Origin of the sequence: Pseudoalteromonas arctica (assembly GCF_012927645.1) — a bacterium.
GTDB classification, from domain to species: domain Bacteria; phylum Pseudomonadota; class Gammaproteobacteria; order Enterobacterales; family Alteromonadaceae; genus Pseudoalteromonas; species Pseudoalteromonas arctica_A.
Genome location: NZ_JABBMT010000002.1, coordinates 203,184 through 224,448 on the forward strand (window position 1 = coordinate 203,184; position 21,265 = coordinate 224,448).

Sequence of the window (21,265 nt, forward strand, 5' to 3'; positions counted from 1 at the left end):
TTAGCTTGCTAATCTTTCAAGGCTCGTCTGAGTATTTTGCCAACGTTTGTTTTTGGCAATTCATCCCTAAACTCAACCAGTTTAGGAACCTTGTAATTAGTTAAATTATCACGACAGTGTTTTATTATATCTTTTTCAGTTAAAGATGGGTCTTTTTTAACAATAAAAACTTTAACTTGTTCGCCGCTAACATCATGAGGGATACCAATTGCTGCTGCTTCTAAAACACCTTCATGCATTGCAATCACTTCTTCAATCTCATTTGGGTACACATTAAAGCCAGATACGATAATCATATCTTTTTTACGGTCAACAATGTAAAAGAACCCTTCACCATCATAAGTCGCTATATCCCCTGTGGCAAACCAACCATCTTGCAGACATTCTGCCGTTGCATCAGGACGATTATAATATCCCACCATCACTTGTGGACCTTTAACCCATAATTCGCCCGGCTCACCTTTGCCTGCTTCTTCACCATTATCTAACATCAACTTGATCTCAGTATTAGGTGCAGGTAAACCAATCGAACCATTGTATGAATCTAGATCATAAGGGCTGACAGTAACTAATGGCGAGCACTCAGTTAAACCATACCCTTCCATTAATTTGCTGCTAGTGATTTTTTGCCATTTTTCAGCTACAGGACGCTGTACAGCCATACCGCCACCAAGAGACATTTTCAAACTTGAAAAATCAAGTTCGGCAAAACCTGGGGTATTTAACAAGCCATTAAATAATGTATTTACGCCCGTGATCGCGGTAAATTTATGTTGCCCTAATTCTTTCACAAAGCCTTTCATATCACGCGGATTGGTGATCAATAAATTTAATCCGCCATACTTCATAAACGTTAAGCAGTTCGCTGTTAGTGCAAAGATATGATAAAGCGGTAAAGCTGTGACAACAACCTCTTTGCCACGTTCTAGCACTTGATCTAAGCAACCAGAAACCTGCTCTAAGTTACCCACCATATTGCCATGGGTCAGCATTGCGCCTTTAGAGACACCCGTTGTGCCACCGGTATATTGTAAAAATGCAATATCAGATAAACACACTGCAGGTTTAATGTAATCGCTTTCGTTCGCTGCAAGTAAGGCTTCAAACTTTATAGGGTTAGGCAGTGAATAGCTTGGCACCATTTTTTTAATATGCTTAACAACAAAGTTAACCAGATGCTTTTTCAATCCCCCCATCATATCACCCACTTGGGTAACAACGATGTGCTTTACTTTAGTATGCGGCAATGCTTTTTCGAGCGTGTCAGCAAAGTTAGCAAGTATAAAAATTGCTGATGCTTGCGAATCATTTAATTGATGTTCAAGCTCACGTACTGTGTAAAGCGGATTAACATTCACTACCACACAACCAGCACGTAAAATACCGAGTATCGAAACTGGTGTTTGCAATAAATTTGGCATCATTACAGCCACTTTATCGCCTTTTTTCAACCCCAGATCATGTTGAATATACGCAGCAACACGCTTTGTTGTTTGGTCAATTTCATCATAACTTAATGTTTTACCCATGTTGGTAAAAGCAGGCAATGCTTTGTAGTCAGTGAAGCTTTTTTCAAACACTTCTAACAACGAGTTGTAGTGCTCAGGATCGATTGTTTCAGGCATACCTTCTGGGTAGCGCTTCAGCCAAATTTTTTCCACTCTTAGCTCCTGTTCTATTTATAATTTATTTTTATTAAACCTTAAACTAAGTAAGGCACTTTCACAATTGAGCAATAACTCTAATTCACAAATATTCCCACATTTTGTGCAAATATACAATTAACATGCACCAGTTTGCAGCATAAATGCATGAACCTGCTGTAAACATTGTTCAGGACTTTGCATATGGCAGTGGTGACCACCTTCAACTTCATTTACTATTAAACTTTTGTAATAATTACTATATTTATTTAAATTATCATTAATAAATGGATACCCTTTACTGCCTACAATTAATAGACACGGCACATTTATTTCGCTTATTACAGTTATGCATTGTTGCTCATCAAATCTAAAACCGGAATGATTTTTAAGCTTTGGGTCAGTCCTTAGCAGCCATCCTTGTTCGGTTTGTCGTATATTTCTATCCATCAAAAGTGCAATTAAATCCAAAGGTAAGTCACTTTGTGCCGCTCGTGCTTGGTATATGATGTGTTTTGACTCGTACTGTCGGGGTGCTTTTTTATTTACACGACGTCGATTCAAAATTGCATTTCTAAGCTGCTCAACCACTTTTTCACTGGGTGTTGTGACAACTCCCAGTCCTTCTATCATAGTGACCGTATTTACTTTATCAGGAAAGCAGCTAGCAAAAAGCCCAGCAGCCATTGCGCCCATTGAATGACCAACTAAATGTACTTTATTAACCCCCAGTTGTTCGATCAAGTTAAAAATATCATCAATATAATCAATGAAGTAATAATGTGCATCACTACCACGCCAATCTGATAAACCATGGCCTGGAAAATCCACGCAATACCAGGTCGCTGTTAAGGTGTTATGTTCTAACATAGGTAAAAAACTATGACAATTATCAAGCCAACCATGTAATGCAATGACCACCTCTTTTCCTTGCCCAAATGTTAGGCCATGAAGTGTTAATGCGCCACTTTGAACTGAAAATGGATACACAGTGTAATTCCCCTTTGTTTTTAGTTTGTTTAACGTAAAAGACATTTATTTATACTACATTGCGTATACAATGGCACTACATAATAAACAGGGTACAAAGATGAAGAAACAAATAAGCCTCTTGGCATTATTATGCTCGGCAAGTGCATACGCAGAGCAAGCACCAAAAAACATTATCTATATGATTGGTGATGGCATGGGCCCCGCTTACACTACAGCATATCGCTACTTTAAAGATGATCCGTCGACCAAAGAAATAGAAAGCACGGTGTTTGATACAATTCTTAAAGGCATGGCACATACTTACCCTGACGACCATACTTATGTAACTGACAGTGCCGCTGGTGCAACTGCTTTGAGCTCAGGTCATAAAAGCTATAATGGTGCAATTGCAGTTGATACCGATAAAAAACCGGTAAAAACAATGCTCGAAATTGCCAAACAAAAAGGCATGATCACCGCATTAGTTGCAACCTCACAAATCAATCATGCTACGCCTGCAAGCTTCGCTGCACATAATGAATCTCGTCGTAACTACGATGATATTGCCAATGATTACATTGATAATAAAATTGCCGGAAAACTTCCCGTTGATTTAATGCTCGGTGGCGGTACTAAATATTACATCCGTGAAGACCGTAATTTAGTTGCCGAATTTAAGCAAGCGGGCTATCAATACAGCGATGACTTTAGTGCGTTAAAAGATATCCAGCAAATTCCTGCTTTGGGTTTATTTGCTCCCGTTGGGCTTGACTTTGCGTTAGATAATAACCCAACACGCTTAGCACAAATGACCAATAAAGCACTTGAGTTACTAGATAAAAATAAAAAAAATGGCTTTTTCGTGATGATTGAAGGCAGCCAAATTGATTGGTGTGGCCATGCGAATGATATTGCCTGTGCAATGGCGGAAATGGATGATTTTGCTAAATCAATCGAGCAAGCAAAAGCCTACGTTGATAAAAACCCGGATACCTTATTAGTGATCACCGCCGATCACTCAACTGGTGGTTTAACCTTGGGCTCGCATGGTCAATATAAATGGGCAACCGAGGTTGTAAAAGGCGTGCAAGCCACAGCAGTTAAATTAACTAAATTAATGTCTGAGTCTGATGATTTAAAAGCCATTTGGACTGCTAACACGAATATAGAGTACACTCCCGAAAACCAGCTCAAGCTTGAACAAGCAAAAAAACTAGGTGAGAAACCACTCAACCTTGCTATCAAAGATATTATCAGTAGAGCCAGCTTCACTGGTTGGACTACCGGCGGTCACACTGCTATTGATGTACAAGTATTTGCCCATGGTAAAGGTGCTGAGAAATTTATCGGCTCACAAAACAATACTGACATTGCCGATAAACTGATCGGCTTTATTGAACAGTAGTAATGTTTAACTGGTATGTTGCTTTCTGAGCGTAGCAGATAACTGCAACATTAAAGGTTAATTATACAAAGCCCAGGCATAATATATCTGGGCTTTTTTAATCACAGCTGGAGGTAAACTTTTGCCACATACTGGCACATCAATACAGAGTTAAATTATTGCCTAATTGTTAAGCGTAGATGTCCACACCAATTAAGTTTTGTACTTCAGATCGGCGTTCTAAATTAGCAAACTCGGTGTAGGTTGAAATAGCACGACTCACTTTGGCTGTCGGCTGATCATAAATCGTTTGTCGGTAACGTGGCTGAGCAGTATCACTTTGTAACTTATCTGCCAGCGCAATACCTGCTTGGCTTGATTTAACAAATTCCGCAGACTGTTTATTATCAGCAGCAGATTGCTCCAATAAACCCTGTGGTTTATTAGTATTGATCTGTCTTGAGGTAATTTTACCGGGTATGTCTCCCGAGTAAAACCCTGAGCCAATAGATAGATTCAAAGTTGCTTCTCGTTACTTAGGTTATTAAATTATGTGCTAAATTTAATAACCTTGCAAGTTGCTTTAGTAACCAGTTTATTCGCGTCCAGGTAATTTTTTCCAGGTGACTGTATCACGTACATATTTAGGCTGAGCTTGCGCTGCACTGACCGTACGTTGCGCACTGAAATCATCACTAATTGTAGCCAACATAAAGCCGGCATCAGGTAATATGATGTCGTTATTAATAACAATTTGAGGACTATCTACCAGTGCCTCAGGGTATGTTTGCCAGCCAGTGCCCACTGCAATCCCTGGTTCGTCTGCAAGCGATAATAATGCGGGTTTTAATACTTGTTCGTCACCGTGTAAGGTCATCACACCATTATCACTGAGTCTATAATGGGCAAAATATATTTCTCCCATACGTGCATCAATTGCACTAAGTACACTTTTTTCACCCGTTTGTTGATAAGCTTGTTGTGCCATCATTTGTAGTGTGGACACACCAACTAGTGGCAGTTTACATGCATAAGCTAAACCTTGCGCAATGGCTACACTAATACGCACGCCGGTGAAGCTACCTGGACCTTGGCCAAAACCAATAACATCTAAATCAGTTAAACGGCAATTTGCTTTAGCTAACAATTGATCAACTAACGGCAAGATTTTTTGACTGTGTTGTTGCGGGCATACTTCAAAATGGTGAAATAACTGACCATTATAATTGAGCACTAAAGACAATGCTTCAGTAGAAGCGTCAAATGCTAATAGATTAATATCACTCGTACTGATTGCGTTATTCATGGTAATTATTTCTCTAGTTAATGTGTTCTAAAAATTCACTGGCCACTTGAAGGCTACGTGTGCGGCGCATTGGCGGCAAGCTTTTCAAAAAGACTTGCCCGTATTGGCGTGTCACTAAACGATTATCACAAATCACTAAAACTCCTTTGTCTTTATTATCACGTATTAAACGACCAACGCCTTGTTTTAGTGCAATCACCGCTTGTGGTAATTGAATATAAGCAAAGGGATCATGTCCTTGTAATTGCGCATCTTGCATTTTAGCTTGGAGCAGTGGATCATCGGGTGCCGCAAAGGGTAACTTATCAATAATAACACAACTGAGTGTGCTACCCCTGACATCAACTCCTTCCCAAAACGATGCAGTACCTAATAATACGGCATTACCATGACGGGTAAATTTTTCTAAAATAATACGTTTAGACATTTGCCCTTGCATATAAATGGGATAATCAATCTGGGTAGTTAGCCCTTCGGCGACTAAATGCATCATCCGATAGCTGGTAAACAAGACAAAGCAACGCCCTTTTGCAGCTTTTATTAAATCGAGTGTAAGCTTAACAATCGCATGAGGCATATTCGCTGCATGTGTTTCAGGTAAATAACGCGGTAAACACAATAAGGCTTGCTGATAATAATCAAACGGACTATCAACCATCATACTTTGCGCTGGTTTCAGTCCGAGGCTGGCATTAAAGTGCGCCAGTTCATTATCGACCGACAAGGTCGCTGAGGTGAATACAAAGCCAGCCCCGGTGTCTGCCATCATTTGCGCAAATTTAACCGATACGTTAAGTGGAGTTATATGCACGGTTAAATAGCGCCGTGTTGTTTCATACCAATAACTGTTACCTGTTTGGCTTATATCAAACACCCGCTCTAATTGCCCTTTAAAAGCTAAGGTACGCTCAAATGGGTGTTCTATTTTATCGCTACGGTCTAAACAATGTTTGAGTACTTGATACAAAAAGTCTAAATCGCTGATCACCCTATGTAACGCGGCGCAAATTTCTTTACTTGCCAACATGTGTCGCCAATCACCGCGGCTACCATCTAAGCCAAATTGTAAGCGTAAGTCTGCAACACTGGTTTCAAGCTTATTTAAAGTTTTACCAAGTTGCAGCATATCCGGAATGTCAGAGCGATAAATAGCCCGTAAATCATTAATTAAGTCCACCAACTTTTTAGTACTGATACTCTCACCAAAGTAATCACTGGCAATTTCACTTAATTGGTGTGCTTCATCAAATATATAGGCATCAGCTGTAGGGATGAGTTCAGCAAAGCCGGTATCTTTTACTGCCATATCAGCAAAAAACAAATGATGGTTAACCACTACTATATCGGCATCCATCGCTTTTAAGCGGGCTTTGCGAATATAGCAATCTTGAAAATCAGGGCACTCTTTACCTAGGCAGTTATCCACAGTGGAGCTTACATAAGGTAATACTTTGGCATCTTCTTCGATACCAATACAATCAGCCAGATCACCGGTGTGTGTTTCACTGGCAAATTTGGCCACCATGGCTAATTGATGCATCACATCAGAGTCATCGGTCGGTACATGGGCTACATGCTGATTAAGCCGGTAAGTACATAAATAGTTACTGCGCCCTTTTAGTAGCGCGGTTTTTTTACTCGCACTAAGCGCTTTGACTAACTGTGGTAAATCACGGTGGTATAATTGTTCTTGCAGCGCTTTCGTGCCGGTTGAAATTATTGTTTTACCTTTAGACTTTAGCGCGGGGGCTAAATAAGCGTAGGTTTTACCTGTCCCTGTGCCCGCTTCGACCACTAATTGCGAACGGTTTTTTAATGCGTCACTCACCGCAACGGCCATATCGATCTGCGGTTGCCGAGGAGTGTAACCATCTAGAGATTGCGCTAACGGGCCTGCTGCACTAAAAAGCTGTTTGATAATAGCGATCGCTTTGCTAAAAATAATAGCGGGATTTTACGTAAGCCTAGCCCCAAGGGCAAGTGAATACGCAAAGCAAATAGCAAAGGAGCAATGCACCTTTGCTATTGTTATTATTGCGCGTTGATCGTCAACGTAATACCACTTGCCGCAGTGTAACCTTGTAAATCAATATACCAAGCACCCGCTTGGGGATTGCTAATAGTACAGCTTTCATTATTACCATTTTTATAAGGTCGACATTGGTATGTTGACGTTGATGACGGCGAACCAAAGTTCACATATAAATCAGCATCCCCACTACCACCTGAAATAGAAATATTTAACGACGAGTAACCCACACTGATATTTTGACTAAAGCGAGTCCAACCTCCTGTTGGCACACTGACATTCGTCTCGGTACGATTAATTGGCGTCGGTACATTATTGTCACCATCATAACTCCCCGTTAAGGAAACACCGGTAATTGCGCTCCATGCTTCAACCATGACATGATATGTACCTGATTGTATATTACTAATAGCGCATGCTTCATTACTGTTTGAATTAGTGCTTTTGCAGTCAAAGTCTTGCAAAGTAGGCGGTGCGCTAAACTTAACGTATAGATCAGCATCGCCACTGCCACCTGTTGTAGTAAAGTTTAAATTACTACTTCCTGCAGGGACTGCTAAGGTATAAAAAACTTGCTCTTTAGCAAGTGCATTAATTCCAGACACTGTGACACCATTTTCTAGTTCATTGTCAGTGGGTGGTACTTCATAGCCGGCATTTTTAGCCATTTCAGCTAAGTAGCTCACTGCAAGCTTGGCAAATTTACTCGCATGACCAGCATCAAAATTACTGTCGTTTGCAGTATGAATAAGCGGGTTAATATCAGCCATGCGCGACTCAAATGGCATTGAGGCGACAAAACCTTGCTGATACCATGAAGCATGATCTGAACAGCCATAACCACACTGATCAAAACCATAACTGAGGGTGGGTAAATAAGTGTCGATCAATTGTCCCAAAAACTGATTTTGGGCGCTGTTTGTATAATCTGTCATCATCACAATATCATCACTACTGCCATGGTTACCGGTCATATCAAATTGCACCATGCCTACCATATTTTTGCCCTGTGATTTATACGCCGTTGCAATCGCTTTTGAACCCCGTAGCCCCACTTCTTCGGCTGCAAAACCCATAATTTGGATTGTTCTTTGTGGTTGGTAGTTAGTATCTACGATTGCCTGAAGCACTTCTGATAAAACCGCAATACCAGAGGCATTATCATCCGCACCGGGTGCTCTACCGTTGCTAGGATTCGATTGATTAATTGAATCTAAATGCCCACCAACAACCACTATTTCATCCGCTTTTTCACTGCCTTGAATTGTTACAATGACAGATGATTGCGACCAACTATGGTTAAAATAATCAACACTAATATCAGCTCGGTTGCTTGCTAACTGTTGCCAATAATTTTTTAACCATTGTGATGCATCAACCCCGCTTTGTACTGAATAATAGCGATTATTAAATGCACTCAATGAATTAACGGTATTGGTTAGATCATTAGGACTAATGTTATTGATAAGCGTCTGTACCGTTTGCGCATTATCTATTGTGTAGTTAATCGCTGAACTATTAATTGACTGATTATGTACTTTAGCTAATTGCTCAGTATAAAGCTGCGCCTCTAGCAGTGACTCATGTGCTACAAAACCACCACAACGATGGTAGTTATCGTGCATAAATTCACTTAAATTAGCAACTTCAGACTGTTTAATACGCATAAAGTTAACAGAAGATAAGTTGGATGCTTGTGGCGCGAGGAGCTCTGTACTGTGTTTATGAGCTGTTTGATTTAATTTGTAATGTTTAGCTGCTACAGGGTCAATACTTACCCAAATACTATCTGGCTCTTGTGCTATTACCAGCTGACTTGCCAATAATGATACAGTGCCAAGTAGTACGCTTGGTGCAAAGATATTCATAACAGTTTCCTTTTTATCTGTGCTTACCCAAATTCAGGCTCTGAAAATATAAGGGTAAAAAAAGGGAGCGAATGCTCCCTTAGGTAAGGGGTTAGTTAGCCGTTATTGTTAACGTTACGCCACTTGCAGCGTTGTAACCTTGTAAATCAATATACCAAGTGCCCGCTTGTGGATCAGTAATTTCGCAACTTTCGTTGTTACCTTTTTTATATGGTCGACATTGATAAGATAATTTTGATGATGGCGAACCAAAATTAACATACAAGTCTGCATCACCAGAACCACCCGCTATAGCAATATTCAATGTTGAATAGCCTGCGCTTAGCTCTTGACTGAAACGAGTCCAACCACCTGAGCTAACACTTACATTGGTTTCAGTACGGTTTATTGGTGTAGTACCTGTATCCCCACCATCAAAACTTCCCGTGAGTGAAACGCCCGATATTTGGTTCCAGGCTTCAACCATTACATAGTAAGTACCCGCTTGAACATTACTGATAGCACAGCTTTCTGTGCTTGTTGGAGTCGTGCTATTACAGTCAAAGCTATTTAGGGTTGGCCTTTGCGCAAATTTTACATACAAGTCTGCATCACCGCTGCCACCTACGGTGTTAAATTGTAAATTAGTAGCATTAGCTGGCACTTCTAAGGTAAAGAATATTTGCTGTTTTTCTGTACCACTGATCCCAGTACGTGGCACGCCATTGCTAAGAGGCTCGTCAGTTGGTGGTTCTACTCCACAGCTACTACCAGAGCTTAAATTTGACGTTACCCCCACTGCCGCTAGTGCGCTTTGTACATCACCTGGGCTGTAACCCAAATCACATGCCGCATCCATTACACCATTGCCTGCCAAGTCCCAATTGGTACTAGCTGTCCAATATAGTTGATTAGCCCGCGCCATAACTTCAAAAGCTTTTCTAGTATCCCAACCAGCTTTAGTTGCTAAGTTATAGAATGCTTTATTAAATACACCGGAGCTGTGATGTACATCCATACCTGAATAATAGCCCGACTGGTTATCAATTGAACTACCATCTTGGGTTGGGTTATTCATGTAGCGCAACGCACCATTGCCTTTAAAAATTTCTTGGCCAACTAACCAATCATTAGTGCCTAGCATATAAAATTCGGCAGCTTCACCAGCCATATCAGAAAACGCTTCGTTCAACCCCCCCGATTTACCACTGTAAATTAGCCCTGAATTTTGCTCCGTAAAACCATGGCTAACTTCATGAGCAGAAACATCTAAACTAACTAATGGATAAAAAGTATTTTGACCATCACCAAAGGTCATTGCTGATCCGTCCCAAAAAGCATTTTCATAATTACGGCTGTAATGAACACGCATTTTCAATTGAAAAGACAGCGGAGGCGTACCAATCCAGTCGTTATACATATTAAAAATGACATTACCAAAGTAATGGGCGTCATTTAATGGTGAGTAAGCGCCATTTATTTCTTTAAAGGTGTTTTCGGGGCAAGTAAAAGAATACGCTGAAGAGCCACTCGTGCCACCATTTAAGTTAACGGTTTTAACGTTTGTGCTATTCATGGTACAAGTGTTGCCTGACTGCGATACATCTAAACTACCAAAATCAGTCCCGTAAATGTATTTCCCTGTTTTTAAATTACCACCAGGGCCTGTAGCATTGGCATGTTGAAGGTTATCAAAGCTATGTAAAACCTCACCAGAATTCGCATCAATGATCTGATAAGGTCGAGAAGGATTAGCGCCATAAGTAACATACGATACTTCATACACTAAACGTGCAACATGTTGCGCATCAAGCCAAATCGCCAAACGCGATTGTTCATTGTGTTTTTTAAGGTTCTCTGATTTAACCGCTGCGGGGGAGTGTTTTAATCCCTGTGTAATCGCCATTTTTTTACTGAGTTTTGGTATCACCGAGCTTACATCACTACTAATATCATACACAGCGGCGCCATGAGCGCGCTTTAATTGGCCGTTACTATCAAACGTTAAACTCACAGTGTCGCCAATAACAGGTAATCCTTGATACTGTTGTTGATAACGGCGAGTCGTATCACCATTGTTACTTTTTACTTCTTTTAATACGACTAACTCATTACCAGCATCCAAACCAACTAATTGTATTGGGCTTGCCATAAGTACCGATGACGCACTATTTTGCAAAGTTGTAGTTAGGGCTGCTTGTTCATTTAGATATTGTTTATTTGCAGCTATTGCACTTGATGCTTGCGTTACCGCAAAAGCAGCAAGAGTTGCTAATGTGATTTTAGATAAATTCACGTTTACGCTCCATTTAGATTGTTATTTAATATTTTTGTATTAAACCGACACTACCCGTCCCGATTTATGTTCAGCCTAGACTGCTTTTACTAAAATTAAAAATGAAACAAAAAATTAACAACAAATAACAAAAACTGAAATAGAGACATTTAAAAACAATAACTTAAATAACACCTGTTAATTTAAACCACAAAAAACCCCAAAACCTGTAAATAATTACTTACATTAAATTAACATTGAGCTGCGTGTAATTTAACTAAAATTATGATGTGATACACTGCAGTGATTATGTGAATTGGCGGTGATGCCGATGATATCGTGCTGTAATTATAGATAACAAACTGAACATATTAACAATTAAGAAAGAAGCCGTTGCCGTTTAAAAGTAGCAATGCCCACGACCCCTTAAACAAAACCATCAACTAATTTTGTTATTATTGCATAAGTTACACATAAGTTTATTAAAAGTGTAATTAACAGCATTATCGCGGTGACATTTCAAAGCCTCAGGAGTAACATACCCGCGCGAAAGTACATTCCTTTTTGCTCATTCCAATATATTATTTAAGGTCAAACAATGAATGCTTGGTACCTCATTTGTTTTTTATCTGCATTAGCGATTTTTATCGCATTTGCTAACCAGTATATCCTCAAAATGCAAACCACTATTGCCATAACAACTGGCTCAGTAGTGATTTCACTGTTACTAATACTCGCGGTAAAATTATTGGGCGATTCAACCGCATTGGAGATCACACAGATAGTCTCAAGTATCGATTTCAATCAATTATTACTCAAAGGCATGCTCGGTTTTTTACTGTTTGCAGGCGCATTAGAAATTAACCTTGCGGCACTCAAAAAACAACGTTTCGAAATCACCGTACTGGTGTTATTTTCGACCTTAGCTTCCACCTTTATCATTGGCTTTTTAAGCTTTTATTTATTTGCCGCGTTAGGCTTTGCGGTGCCTTTTATTTATTGTTTATTGTTTGGTGCATTAATAAGTCCAACCGATCCAATTGCAGTGCTTGCCATTATTAAACAAATGCGTGCCCCTGAAGGCATTTCAGTGCAAGTTGAAGGTGAATCATTATTTAATGACGGTATTGGCTTAGTTATTTTTACCACTATTTTTGCTGTGGCTTTTCTTGACACTGAAGCCAGCGCAGCAGGCATTGCAGAGCTCTTCTTTGTCGACGCACTGGGAGGAATTGCATTTGGTTTAGTGATTGCCTTAGTAGGTCACTATTTAATCATCAACAGTCGTGATGTAAATATTCGCTTGTTACTCACTTTAACTATCCCTACAGCAGGATTTGCCGCTGCCAATATATGGGAAATATCAGGCGCTTTAGCCATGGTAACAAGTGGTATATTGTTAGGTAATATAACCCGTACTAAAGCGACAGAGCGCACCGGGCCTGAAGACACTCGCTATGTAAAAGACTTTTGGCACGCCACAGATAGCTTTTTGAATGCATTGTTATTTTTGATTATCGGTATGCTAATTGTCACTATGCCTATCAGCCTAGCTGAAATTGGTTTAGGTCTACTGATGGTGCCAGTAGTATTACTTGCTCGCTTTATTAGTGTTGGCGCACCGTTTGTCGCCTTTAAGAAATTTAGAAAATACGACAAGCACTCAGTTAAAATTTTAACTTGGGGTGGACTGCGCGGTGGCCTTGCTTTAGCAATGGCTGCTGCAATTCCTCGTGATCAGGTATTTGTAGGCGGCTCTGATTTACACAACCTGCTTATTATTGTTACCTACGTTGTGGTGATATTTTCGATTATTGTGCAAGGACTCACTATTTCGCCGTTAATTCACAGTAGCATTAGTGCCAAACAACAAAGTTAACATTTAAACTTACTTCTGGCACCGCGAGCTAATACTTACGGTGCTAGAATTAGTTACGCATTTTCTATGCATAAGATCCTAAGAATATTACGCCCATGTGTCTAAGTGGGTTTCGTCTTCCTCGTCTGTTTTGCGCTCTTTTTTAGCTGTTTCAAGCTTTTCTTTAGCCAGTAGCTCTTTGTGCTCCAACTGGCGCTTTTGCCGCTTTTCACGTTCAACTCGCTGCGCGTTCGAATCTTTTAGCCCCGCAATGTGAAAGGCACCTTTCGACTCAAGTTGCAAACGAGTGAGCTGCCCTAAATAAGGGATCATAATATCCATACGTTCCTCCTTTGGTTACTCTTATCATCGGCCGTTTTAGCTTATTCTTTAATTTACGCAAAAAAAACTTGCCAGCTTCCCCCCTAATGTGTTTTCCTATATGTGAAATTTACTTAAACAGATTAAACACTTTTGTTTACATGAAGTTGTTCACATGAAGCAATGATAAAACGAAAGTTATTTAGGATATATTATAATGCGCTTAAACCTGACAACAGTACATCATCACCACCATTCACCGGAATAACCTGTCAGGTCTTTCGCCCAGAGGTTATTCCTAAAAGGAGCCTCTGGCGAGTCAACATACTATGATTCATTTTTCGCCCTGAGGTTCCCTCGGGGTTTTTAGTTTTTAAATTAAAGGAAAAATGAATAATGAGTAATAACAACCGTCTACGTATCGCCATCCAAAAAGGTGGCCGCCTTTCTAAAGATTGCCAAGACTTACTAAAACAGCTAGGTGTTAAACTTAACTTACGTGAACAACGCTTAATCGCCCACTCAACTAATATGCCAATTGATGTATTACGTGTGCGCGATGACGATATCCCAGGGCTGGTAATGGACGGCGTATGTGACTTAGGCATAGTAGGTGAAAACGTACTGGTTGAAGTTCAAGCCGAGCGCCAACGTCAAGGCGTGCAAAGCGAAGTAACTAAGTTGTCTAAACTGGATTTTGGCTACTGTCGCCTAGCACTTGCATGGCCACAAGAACTCGGTAAACAAGATAAAAGCTGGTTTGAAGGCAAACGTATTGCTACCACCTACCCTGAAATTTTAACGCAGTATTTAAAGCGTGAAGGCATAAACGCCAGCACAGTCATGCTGACAGGCTCTGTCGAAGTTGCACCTCGTGCTGGCCTTGCTGATGCAATTTGTGATTTAGTCTCTACCGGTGCCACACTTGAAGCTAACGGCCTTATGCAAGGCGATACTATCTTAGAATCAAACGCTTGCCTTATTCAAAATAAAGACTTACAAGATGCCAACAAATTAGCGCTGATCAATAAACTGATGCCACGCTTACGCGGCGTGAGACAAGCCAAAGAAAGCAAATACATTATGCTGCACGCGCCAAAAGATAAGCTTGATAAGATTTGTGACTTATTACCAGGTACAGGTCAACCTACTCTACTTGCTTTAGCTGGCTCTGATGAATACGTAGCACTACACATGGTCAGCAGCGAAACATTATTTTGGGAAACGATGGAGCAACTTAAAGCGCTTGGCGCTAACTCTATCTTAGTAATGCCAATTGAAAAGATGATGGAGTAACCACATGCTGCGCTGGAATGAGGTATCCGCAGATGCACAAGCAGCGGCGCTAATGCGCCCTGCTGTCAGTGCAAGTGTTAAAGTAAAAGAAATTTGCCAAACAATTATGGCGAATGTAAAAGAGCAAGGTGATGATGCCTTACTCGCCATGGCAAAAGAATTTGATAATCGCCCAACGCCACGATTATTAGTGCCTATTGAAGAAATAAATAATGCAGTACAACAGCTAAGCCCTGAGCTTAGGTATGCCATTGATACGGCGTATGCCAATGTTAAACGTTTTCACCAAGCGCAATTACCAAAAGATATTAAGTTGACCACCCAACCGGGTGTGTTATGTGAATTAAAATATCAAGCCATTGAAGCTGTTGGTCTTTATGTACCTGGTGGCAGCGCGGCATTGCCTTCATCGGTTATCATGCAAGGTGTACTAGCCCAATTAAGTGGCGCTAAAACAATCGTTTTAGCAACACCAGTGCAAGGTAACGCGCAAATCAATTCAGCAATTTTATATGCGGCTAAATTATGCGGAATCACAACAATCGTAGAAAGTGGCGGCGCAGGTGCAATCGCCGCAATGGCCTATGGTACTGGCTCTGTACCAAAAGTGAATAAGATTTTTGGCCCGGGTAATAGCTTTGTGACTATGGCTAAGCAATTAGTAGCTCAAACAATACCCGGTATGGCGATTGATATGCCAGCAGGTCCTTCAGAGGTTTTAGTTATTGCTGATGAGCGTGCTAATCCTGAGTTTATTGCCGCCGATTTATTGTCTCAAGCAGAGCACGGTGCTGACTCTCAAGTTATTCTGCTAAGCAATAATGAATTAACTATCGAACGTACTCAACACGCAATCGAGCGCCAACTTGCTAAACTATCGCGCCAAGATATCGCAGCAAAAGCATTGGCCAACTCATCATTAATATTGGTTGATTCAATTGACCAAGCATTTGATGTCTCTGCGCAATATGGCCCTGAGCACTTAATTTTGCAACTAGCCGATGCTAACCCTTATTTAGGTAAAGTAAAAAATGCCGGCTCTGTGTTTGTTGGTGATTATACCCCTGAGTCAGCCGGTGATTACGCCTCGGGTACTAATCACGTATTACCAACGTATGGTTACAGCGCCACGTACTCAAGCTTAAACTTACTGGATTTTTTCCGCACGTATACAGTACAAACAATCACCCAAAATGGCTTAAAAAACTTATCAAAAGCAATACTACCATTGGCTGATGCTGAAGGACTTGATGCCCACGCAAATGCAGTAAAAGTACGCTTAGAGGCCATGAATAGAGGTAATGAATAATGAGTAATAACCCCTTATTACCGACCAATATTGATGCATTAGCAGCATATAGCTCAGCTAAAAGTGAAAAACTCACCGGCACAACATGGCTCAATGCGAATGAAAGCCCGTACGTGAAAAACATTGATATTACTATTGATGATTTAAATCGTTACCCTGATCCGCAACCAGCAAGCGTTATCGACCATTATGCAAGTTACGCTCAGTTAACCCCTGAACAAGTATTGATGACCCGCGGCGCGGATGAAGGTATTGAACTACTGGTTCGCACCTATTGCCAGCCAATGCAAGATTCAGTTACTTTATTCTTGCCAACTTATGGTATGTATAAAGTAACGGCAGATACTCATAATGTAGCTATTAATGGCTTAAACCAAGCTTTATTACTCGAAGGAACAGTTGATGAAATAATCACTGCGGTTGGCGACAGCAAATTAGTGTTTATTTGTAACCCAAATAACCCAACAGGCAGCTTAACACCACTTGATAAAATCAAAGCGATTGCCGCAGCCCTTGAAAGTAAAGCTCTGGTTATTGTTGATGAAGCGTATATTGAGTTTTGCCCAGAGCAAAGCGCGAGCAAGCTTATAAATGAATTTGCCAACGTGGTTGTACTACGCACACTTTCAAAAGCGTTTGCGTTAGCAGGCCTGCGTACTGGCTTTACCCTTGCACAAGAGTCGGTACTTGCGCCAATACGTAAAGTGATCGCGCCGTATCCGGTGTCAACTGTGGTAGCGAGTATTGCAGCAAGCGCTCTGAGCCCAAATGCCATTACCTCTATGCGTCGTCAAGTGAGCATTTTAAACGCCCTTAAAACTAAGCTTAAACAATGGTTAGCAGCGTCTCCTGCGGTTTTACAAGTGCTCAGTGGTGAGGGTAACTTTGTCACCTTAAAACTGGCGGATAAAAACAGCTTTAATATCGCACTTGAGCAAGGCTTAGTGATGCGTGCATTTACCTTACACGGTGAAAACAATTGGTTACGTATCTCAATTGGTAACGAACAAGAATTAGAACAAGTAAAAATATGGTTAGATTGCCTTAACCAATCAACCACGCAAAAAGGGCAGGAAGTATCATGAGCAACCCGTATTTATTTATCGACCGTGACGGCACCATCATTGCTGAGCCAATCACAGACAAGCAAGTAGACAGCCTAAAAAAACTAGAATTTTTACCAAATGTGATCCCTGCCCTGTTACAGCTGCAAGCTGCCGGTTACCGTTTAGTGATGGTGTCAAACCAAGATGGCTTAGGCACAGACAGCTTCCCAACGGCTGATTTTGATATCGCCCAAGATAAAATGATGGATATTTTATCTAGCCAAGGGATTAAGTTTGACGACGTGCTAATTTGCCCTCACTTTGATGAACAAAACTGTAATTGCCGCAAGCCTAAAACAGGCTTACTTACCGAGCTTATGCGCTCTAGTAAAGTTGACTTAGCTCGTTCATTTGTTATTGGTGACCGCCAAACAGATATTGGCCTGGCGCAAAATTTATGCTGCGAAGGCATTTTGTATGACGGTGATTGGAACGCAATCGTCACCAAGCTTACCACTGCCGACCGCCAAGGCCGCGTGACTCGCAACACTAAAGAAACGCAAATTGATGTAAAACTCAATTTAGATCAAAGTAAAAATGGCGAGATCAGCACAGGCCTAGGCTTTTTTGATCACATGCTGGATCAAATTCGCACTCACGCCAATATTGGCCTTGATATTCAAGCCAGTGGTGATTTACACATCGATGAGCATCACTTAGTTGAAGATATTGGTATCGCACTTGGCCTTGCTTTAAAAGAAGCCCTTGGTGCTAAATCGCAAATTGCTCGCTATGGTTTTGCGCTGCCAATGGATGAATGCAAAGCAGAGGCACAAATTGATTTGTCAGGGCGTGCGTCATTTGTATTAAACGCTCACTTTAGCCGTGAAAAAGCCGGCGATTTAGACGTACAAATGGTTGAGCACTTTTTCAAAAGTTTAAGCGACAATGCAGCGATCAGCTTAATATTGTCGGTTAGTGACGGTAACTGTCATCACCAAGTTGAAGGGTTATTTAAAGCATTTTCTCGTGCGCTGCGTATGGCGATTGCCGCTGATGCTAGCCAACAAACAGCCAGCTCTAAGGGGTGTTTATGATTGCCATCATCAATACCGGTTGTGCCAATATAAACTCAGTACGCTTTGCTTTTGAGCGCTTAGGGCAAACGCCAGAGGTGATCACCTCACCTGAGCAACTTAAAAACTTTGAGCGCGCCATTTTACCCGGCGTTGGCCACGCTTCTGTTGCTATGAAGCGCTTAGTTGAAGAAGGTTGGCAACAAGCCATAAATGACTACCAACGCCCACTGATGGGGATTTGTTTAGGTATGCAGTTGTTATGCGACAGCACCGAAGAAGGTAATGTGCAATGCCTTGGCAAAATACCTGGGCACGTTAAAGCACTTGATGTGGGTAGTTTAACCTCGCCGCACATGGGTTGGAATAACCTCACCGTTAATCGTGAACATGCCTTGACCAAAGGCCTTGATGCAAACAAGCAAGTATATTTTGTGCATAGTTTTGCTCATACCGTGAATGATGCAACACTGGTTAGCGGCGAGTACGGGCAAAAATTTTCAGCCATTGTAGCCAACGACAATTACGCGGGGATGCAATTTCACCCCGAGCGTAGCGCAAAAGTGGGCACGCGGTTATTACAAAACTTTTTAGACTGGCAGCTGTAAGCTGCTGGCAAACAAAATTAACAGAGAATTTAACGTGATTATTCCAGCATTAGATGTATTACAAAACCAAATCGTGCGTTTGTATCAAGGTAAATACGATACCGCACAATTTTACCCGTTTGAGCTTGGCGCACGATTACAAGAATATGCACAAAGCGGCGCAGGTAAATTACACCTGGTTGATTTAGAAGGCGCACGCGATCCAAACAAAAAGCAATGGCAGCATATTCAAGCCGCAACCAAAGCGCTGAACGTACCCTATCAAGTTGGCGGCGGTATTCGTACTAAACAAGACGTAAGCGACTGGCTTAAAGCCGGTGCTAACCAAGTAGTAATTGGCTCTATGGCGGTTGAAAAACGTGATGAAGTAAAAAGCTGGATTGAAGAATTTGGTGCCAAGCACTTTGTTATCGCCCTAGACGTTAATAAAACCGACAACGGCTGGGCACCAGCGACGCACGGCTGGTTAAGTGGATCTGAATTTGGCTTATTTGAATTAGTCGATTTTTATGTGGCATTGGGTGTGATTGACTTCCTATGCACGGACATCAGTAAAGATGGCACCATGACCGGCCCTTCGTTTGCACTGTATGAAGACTTAACCAAACACAACAGCGATATTAAAGTACAAGCCTCTGGTGGTGTAAGCTCACTTGATGATATTAAAAAGCTCAAAGAGCTGGGTGTGGGCGGTGTTATTTTAGGTAAGTCACTGCTTGATGGGGCATTTAATGTTGAGGAGGCGTTGGCATGTTATCAAAACGCATAATTCCGTGTTTAGATGTTAAAGACGGCCAAGTCGTTAAAGGTGTTAAGTTTAAAGGCCACGAAATTGTCGGCGATATTCTAACCCTTGCCCAAGCTTACAGTGAAGCAGGCGCAGACGAACTGGTTTTTTATGAAATTAGCGCAAGCGTTGAAAAACGCCTACTCGATGTAAATTGGGTTGAAAGCATTGCCCGTCATATTGATATTCCATTTTGTGTAGCTGGTGGCATTAAATCAGTCGCTGATGCAGCACGCGTATTAGAGCGCGGCGCAGATAAAATCAGTATTAACAGCCCCGCTATTGCCCGCCCTGAGCTTATCAAAGAACTACACGATGAATTTGGTAAGCAATGTGTCGTTGTTGGCATTGATAGCTTTTATGATGAAGTCACTGGCGAATATTTAGTGTATCAGCTTACTGGCGATCCTAATGCGTCAAGCCGCACCCGTTATCAAACGCAAGAGTGGGTAAAACGCGTGCAAGACTTAGGCGCAGGCGAAATCGTCCTCAACTGCATGAACCAAGATGGCGTACGCAATGGCTACGATAACCAGCAGTTATCTAAAATGCGTGCTTTGTGTGATATCCCACTTATCGCCTCAGGCGGTGCTGGCACCATGCAAGATTTTGTCGATGTATTTAAACAAAGCCACGTTGATGGCGCACTGGCAGCGAGTGTTTTTCACAAAAATGTGATCAACATAGGCGAATTAAAACAATATTTAATAGATAACCAAGTGGCGGCGCGACTATGCAACTAACCAAACAAAACCTTACCCATGTTGATTTTGCTAAAAGCGAATTGATCCCCGCCATTGTGCAAGATGCCCGTACAGGGGTTATTTTGATGCAAGGCTTTATGGATCAACAGTCCCTTGAAGTCACCTTTGATAAGCAAAAAGTGACGTTTTATTCGCGTTCAAAAAACCGCTTATGGACCAAAGGCGAAACCTCAGAGAATTACTTAGAAGTGGTCTCGATTCATACTGATTGTGACTATGACTCTATTTTAGTGCTTGCCAACCCACTTGGCCCAACTTGCCACTTAGGCACACAAAGTTGTTTTGGTGATGCTGCAAAACCAAGCCTAAGCTTTTTAGCCCAGCTTGAGCAAGTGATTGTATCGCGTAAAAACGACGACCCAGAAAAAAGCTACACCGCGTCTTTGTTTGCTAAAGATTTAAGCCGCAGCTGCCAAAAAGTCGGTGAAGAAGGTGTTGAAGTCGCCCTTGCTGCGATGAAGCACGATAACGAAGAGCTAACCAACGAATCTGCCGATTTGTTATATCACCTAATCGTGTTACTACAACGCCAAGGCTTAGAATTAAAAGACGTGGTTGCGTGTTTGCAAAGCCGCCATAAGTGATTTTTAGAGTAGTTAGCGCTGAGTTATGCTTAGCGCTTTTTTAAATATATCAACATGCTTACATTGTGACATAGATATTCTTGTTGCTAAAAGGAGTACTATTGCGTATGTTGAATTAATGATCTAGTTTGTAAAAAACAAAGTTGCAAATATAAGAATC

General features: G+C 41.3%; 18 protein-coding genes. 10 read left to right on the top strand and 8 right to left on the bottom strand.

Going from position 1 to position 21,265, the window contains the following annotated elements; genetic code table 11:
- Positions 1 to 8: 8 nt before the first annotated feature.
- Together fadD and HHO47_RS02480 are read right to left on the bottom strand one after the other, a co-directional pair.
- Entirely contained in the window at positions 9 to 1,661 is a 1,653-nt protein-coding gene (gene fadD, locus HHO47_RS02475) for a long-chain-fatty-acid--CoA ligase FadD (protein WP_169018566.1), read from the bottom strand.
- A 120-nt stretch (positions 1,662 to 1,781) separates the two neighbouring features.
- On the bottom strand, positions 1,782 to 2,633 hold the full coding sequence (locus HHO47_RS02480) for an alpha/beta fold hydrolase (protein ID WP_169018685.1): 852 nt from the start codon (positions 2,631 to 2,633) through the stop codon (positions 1,782 to 1,784).
- 100 nt (positions 2,634 to 2,733) lie between these two features.
- On the opposite strand from HHO47_RS02480, the gene HHO47_RS02485 reads away from it, so the two are divergent.
- Positions 2,734 to 4,020, top strand: a complete 1,287-nt coding sequence (locus tag HHO47_RS02485) for an alkaline phosphatase (protein ID WP_169018567.1) — start codon at positions 2,734 to 2,736, stop codon at positions 4,018 to 4,020.
- 169 nt (positions 4,021 to 4,189) lie between these two features.
- On the opposite strand, the gene HHO47_RS02490 is transcribed toward HHO47_RS02485, so the two are convergent.
- From HHO47_RS02490 to HHO47_RS02510, 5 genes are all read right to left on the bottom strand, one after another.
- Entirely contained in the window at positions 4,190 to 4,519 is a 330-nt protein-coding gene (locus HHO47_RS02490; RefSeq protein ID WP_169018569.1) for a hypothetical protein, read from the bottom strand.
- Between the two features lie 75 nt (positions 4,520 to 4,594).
- Positions 4,595 to 5,305 (bottom strand): tRNA (adenosine(37)-N6)-threonylcarbamoyltransferase complex dimerization subunit type 1 TsaB, encoded by a 711-nt coding sequence (gene tsaB / locus HHO47_RS02495; RefSeq protein ID WP_169018571.1) that lies wholly within the window; start codon positions 5,303 to 5,305, stop codon positions 4,595 to 4,597.
- Between the two features lie 13 nt (positions 5,306 to 5,318).
- Positions 5,319 to 7,145 carry an ATP-dependent DNA helicase gene (locus tag HHO47_RS02500; RefSeq protein ID WP_211183582.1) on the bottom strand — a complete coding sequence of 609 codons (1,827 nt, stop codon included), beginning with the start codon at positions 7,143 to 7,145 and terminating at the stop codon, positions 5,319 to 5,321.
- Between the two features lie 191 nt (positions 7,146 to 7,336).
- A complete protein-coding gene (locus tag HHO47_RS02505; protein ID WP_169018573.1) occupies positions 7,337 to 9,202 on the bottom strand; it encodes a M20/M25/M40 family metallo-hydrolase in 1,866 nt (621 codons plus the stop codon).
- A gap of 91 nt (positions 9,203 to 9,293) precedes the next feature.
- Positions 9,294 to 11,477 (bottom strand): M4 family metallopeptidase, encoded by a 2,184-nt coding sequence (locus tag HHO47_RS02510; protein ID WP_169018575.1) that lies wholly within the window; start codon positions 11,475 to 11,477, stop codon positions 9,294 to 9,296.
- A gap of 577 nt (positions 11,478 to 12,054) precedes the next feature.
- Between HHO47_RS02510 and HHO47_RS02515 the strand changes: the two genes are divergently transcribed.
- Positions 12,055 to 13,335, top strand: a complete 1,281-nt coding sequence (locus tag HHO47_RS02515; protein ID WP_169018577.1) for a cation:proton antiporter — start codon at positions 12,055 to 12,057, stop codon at positions 13,333 to 13,335.
- A gap of 87 nt (positions 13,336 to 13,422) precedes the next feature.
- Here HHO47_RS02515 and HHO47_RS02520 read toward each other — a convergent pair whose 3' ends face one another.
- Complete coding sequence (locus HHO47_RS02520; protein ID WP_169018579.1) at positions 13,423 to 13,656, bottom strand: hypothetical protein; 234 nt, start codon at positions 13,654 to 13,656, stop codon at positions 13,423 to 13,425.
- 375 nt (positions 13,657 to 14,031) lie between these two features.
- Between HHO47_RS02520 and hisG the strand changes: the two genes are divergently transcribed.
- Genes hisG through hisIE form a run of 8 tightly spaced genes read left to right on the top strand, consistent with a single transcriptional unit; the run spans position 14,032 to position 21,105 of the window.
- Entirely contained in the window at positions 14,032 to 14,931 is a 900-nt protein-coding gene (gene hisG / locus HHO47_RS02525; RefSeq protein ID WP_169018581.1) for an ATP phosphoribosyltransferase, read from the top strand.
- A gap of 4 nt (positions 14,932 to 14,935) precedes the next feature.
- Positions 14,936 to 16,240 carry a histidinol dehydrogenase gene (gene hisD, locus HHO47_RS02530; protein ID WP_169018583.1) on the top strand — a complete coding sequence of 435 codons (1,305 nt, stop codon included), beginning with the start codon at positions 14,936 to 14,938 and terminating at the stop codon, positions 16,238 to 16,240.
- Positions 16,240 to 17,325: a histidinol-phosphate transaminase gene (hisC, locus tag HHO47_RS02535; RefSeq protein WP_169018585.1), complete on the top strand. Its 1,086-nt coding sequence runs from the start codon at positions 16,240 to 16,242 to the stop codon at positions 17,323 to 17,325. The genes hisD and hisC overlap by 1 nt, the downstream gene beginning before the upstream one ends.
- Positions 17,322 to 18,383 carry a bifunctional histidinol-phosphatase/imidazoleglycerol-phosphate dehydratase HisB gene (gene hisB, locus HHO47_RS02540; protein WP_169018587.1) on the top strand — a complete coding sequence of 354 codons (1,062 nt, stop codon included), beginning with the start codon at positions 17,322 to 17,324 and terminating at the stop codon, positions 18,381 to 18,383. The genes hisC and hisB overlap by 4 nt, the downstream gene beginning before the upstream one ends.
- Complete coding sequence (gene hisH / locus HHO47_RS02545) at positions 18,380 to 18,970, top strand: imidazole glycerol phosphate synthase subunit HisH (protein ID WP_169018589.1); 591 nt, start codon at positions 18,380 to 18,382, stop codon at positions 18,968 to 18,970. The genes hisB and hisH overlap by 4 nt, the downstream gene beginning before the upstream one ends.
- 34 nt (positions 18,971 to 19,004) lie before the next feature.
- Complete coding sequence (locus HHO47_RS02550) at positions 19,005 to 19,739, top strand: HisA/HisF-related TIM barrel protein (protein WP_169018591.1); 735 nt, start codon at positions 19,005 to 19,007, stop codon at positions 19,737 to 19,739.
- Entirely contained in the window at positions 19,721 to 20,500 is a 780-nt protein-coding gene (gene hisF / locus HHO47_RS02555; RefSeq protein WP_169018593.1) for an imidazole glycerol phosphate synthase subunit HisF, read from the top strand. Before HHO47_RS02550 ends, hisF begins: the two co-directional genes overlap by 19 nt.
- Entirely contained in the window at positions 20,491 to 21,105 is a 615-nt protein-coding gene (hisIE, locus tag HHO47_RS02560; RefSeq protein ID WP_169018595.1) for a bifunctional phosphoribosyl-AMP cyclohydrolase/phosphoribosyl-ATP diphosphatase HisIE, read from the top strand. The genes hisF and hisIE overlap by 10 nt, the downstream gene beginning before the upstream one ends.
- Positions 21,106 to 21,265: the final 160 nt, after the last annotated feature.

What these genes read in the sequence shown, in the direction of transcription:
- HHO47_RS02485 (WP_169018567.1), top strand. Translation starts at nt 2,734, where the DNA reads ATGAAGAAACAAATAAGCCTCTTGGCATTATTATGCTCGGCAAGTGCA.
- tsaB (WP_169018571.1), bottom strand. Translation starts at nt 5,305, where the DNA reads ATGAATAACGCAATCAGTACGAGTGATATTAATCTATTAGCATTTGAC.
- HHO47_RS02500 (WP_211183582.1), bottom strand. Translation starts at nt 7,145, where the DNA reads ATGGCCGTTGCGGTGAGTGACGCATTAAAAAACCGTTCGCAATTAGTG.
- HHO47_RS02505 (WP_169018573.1), bottom strand. Translation starts at nt 9,202, where the DNA reads ATGAATATCTTTGCACCAAGCGTACTACTTGGCACTGTATCATTATTG.
- HHO47_RS02515 (WP_169018577.1), top strand. Translation starts at nt 12,055, where the DNA reads ATGAATGCTTGGTACCTCATTTGTTTTTTATCTGCATTAGCGATTTTT.
- HHO47_RS02520 (WP_169018579.1), bottom strand. Translation starts at nt 13,656, where the DNA reads ATGGATATTATGATCCCTTATTTAGGGCAGCTCACTCGTTTGCAACTT.
- hisG (WP_169018581.1), top strand. Translation starts at nt 14,032, where the DNA reads ATGAGTAATAACAACCGTCTACGTATCGCCATCCAAAAAGGTGGCCGC.
- hisD (WP_169018583.1), top strand. Translation starts at nt 14,936, where the DNA reads ATGCTGCGCTGGAATGAGGTATCCGCAGATGCACAAGCAGCGGCGCTA.
- hisC (WP_169018585.1), top strand. Translation starts at nt 16,240, where the DNA reads ATGAGTAATAACCCCTTATTACCGACCAATATTGATGCATTAGCAGCA.
- hisB (WP_169018587.1), top strand. Translation starts at nt 17,322, where the DNA reads ATGAGCAACCCGTATTTATTTATCGACCGTGACGGCACCATCATTGCT.
- hisH (WP_169018589.1), top strand. Translation starts at nt 18,380, where the DNA reads ATGATTGCCATCATCAATACCGGTTGTGCCAATATAAACTCAGTACGC.
- hisF (WP_169018593.1), top strand. Translation starts at nt 19,721, where the DNA reads ATGTTATCAAAACGCATAATTCCGTGTTTAGATGTTAAAGACGGCCAA.
- hisIE (WP_169018595.1), top strand. Translation starts at nt 20,491, where the DNA reads ATGCAACTAACCAAACAAAACCTTACCCATGTTGATTTTGCTAAAAGC.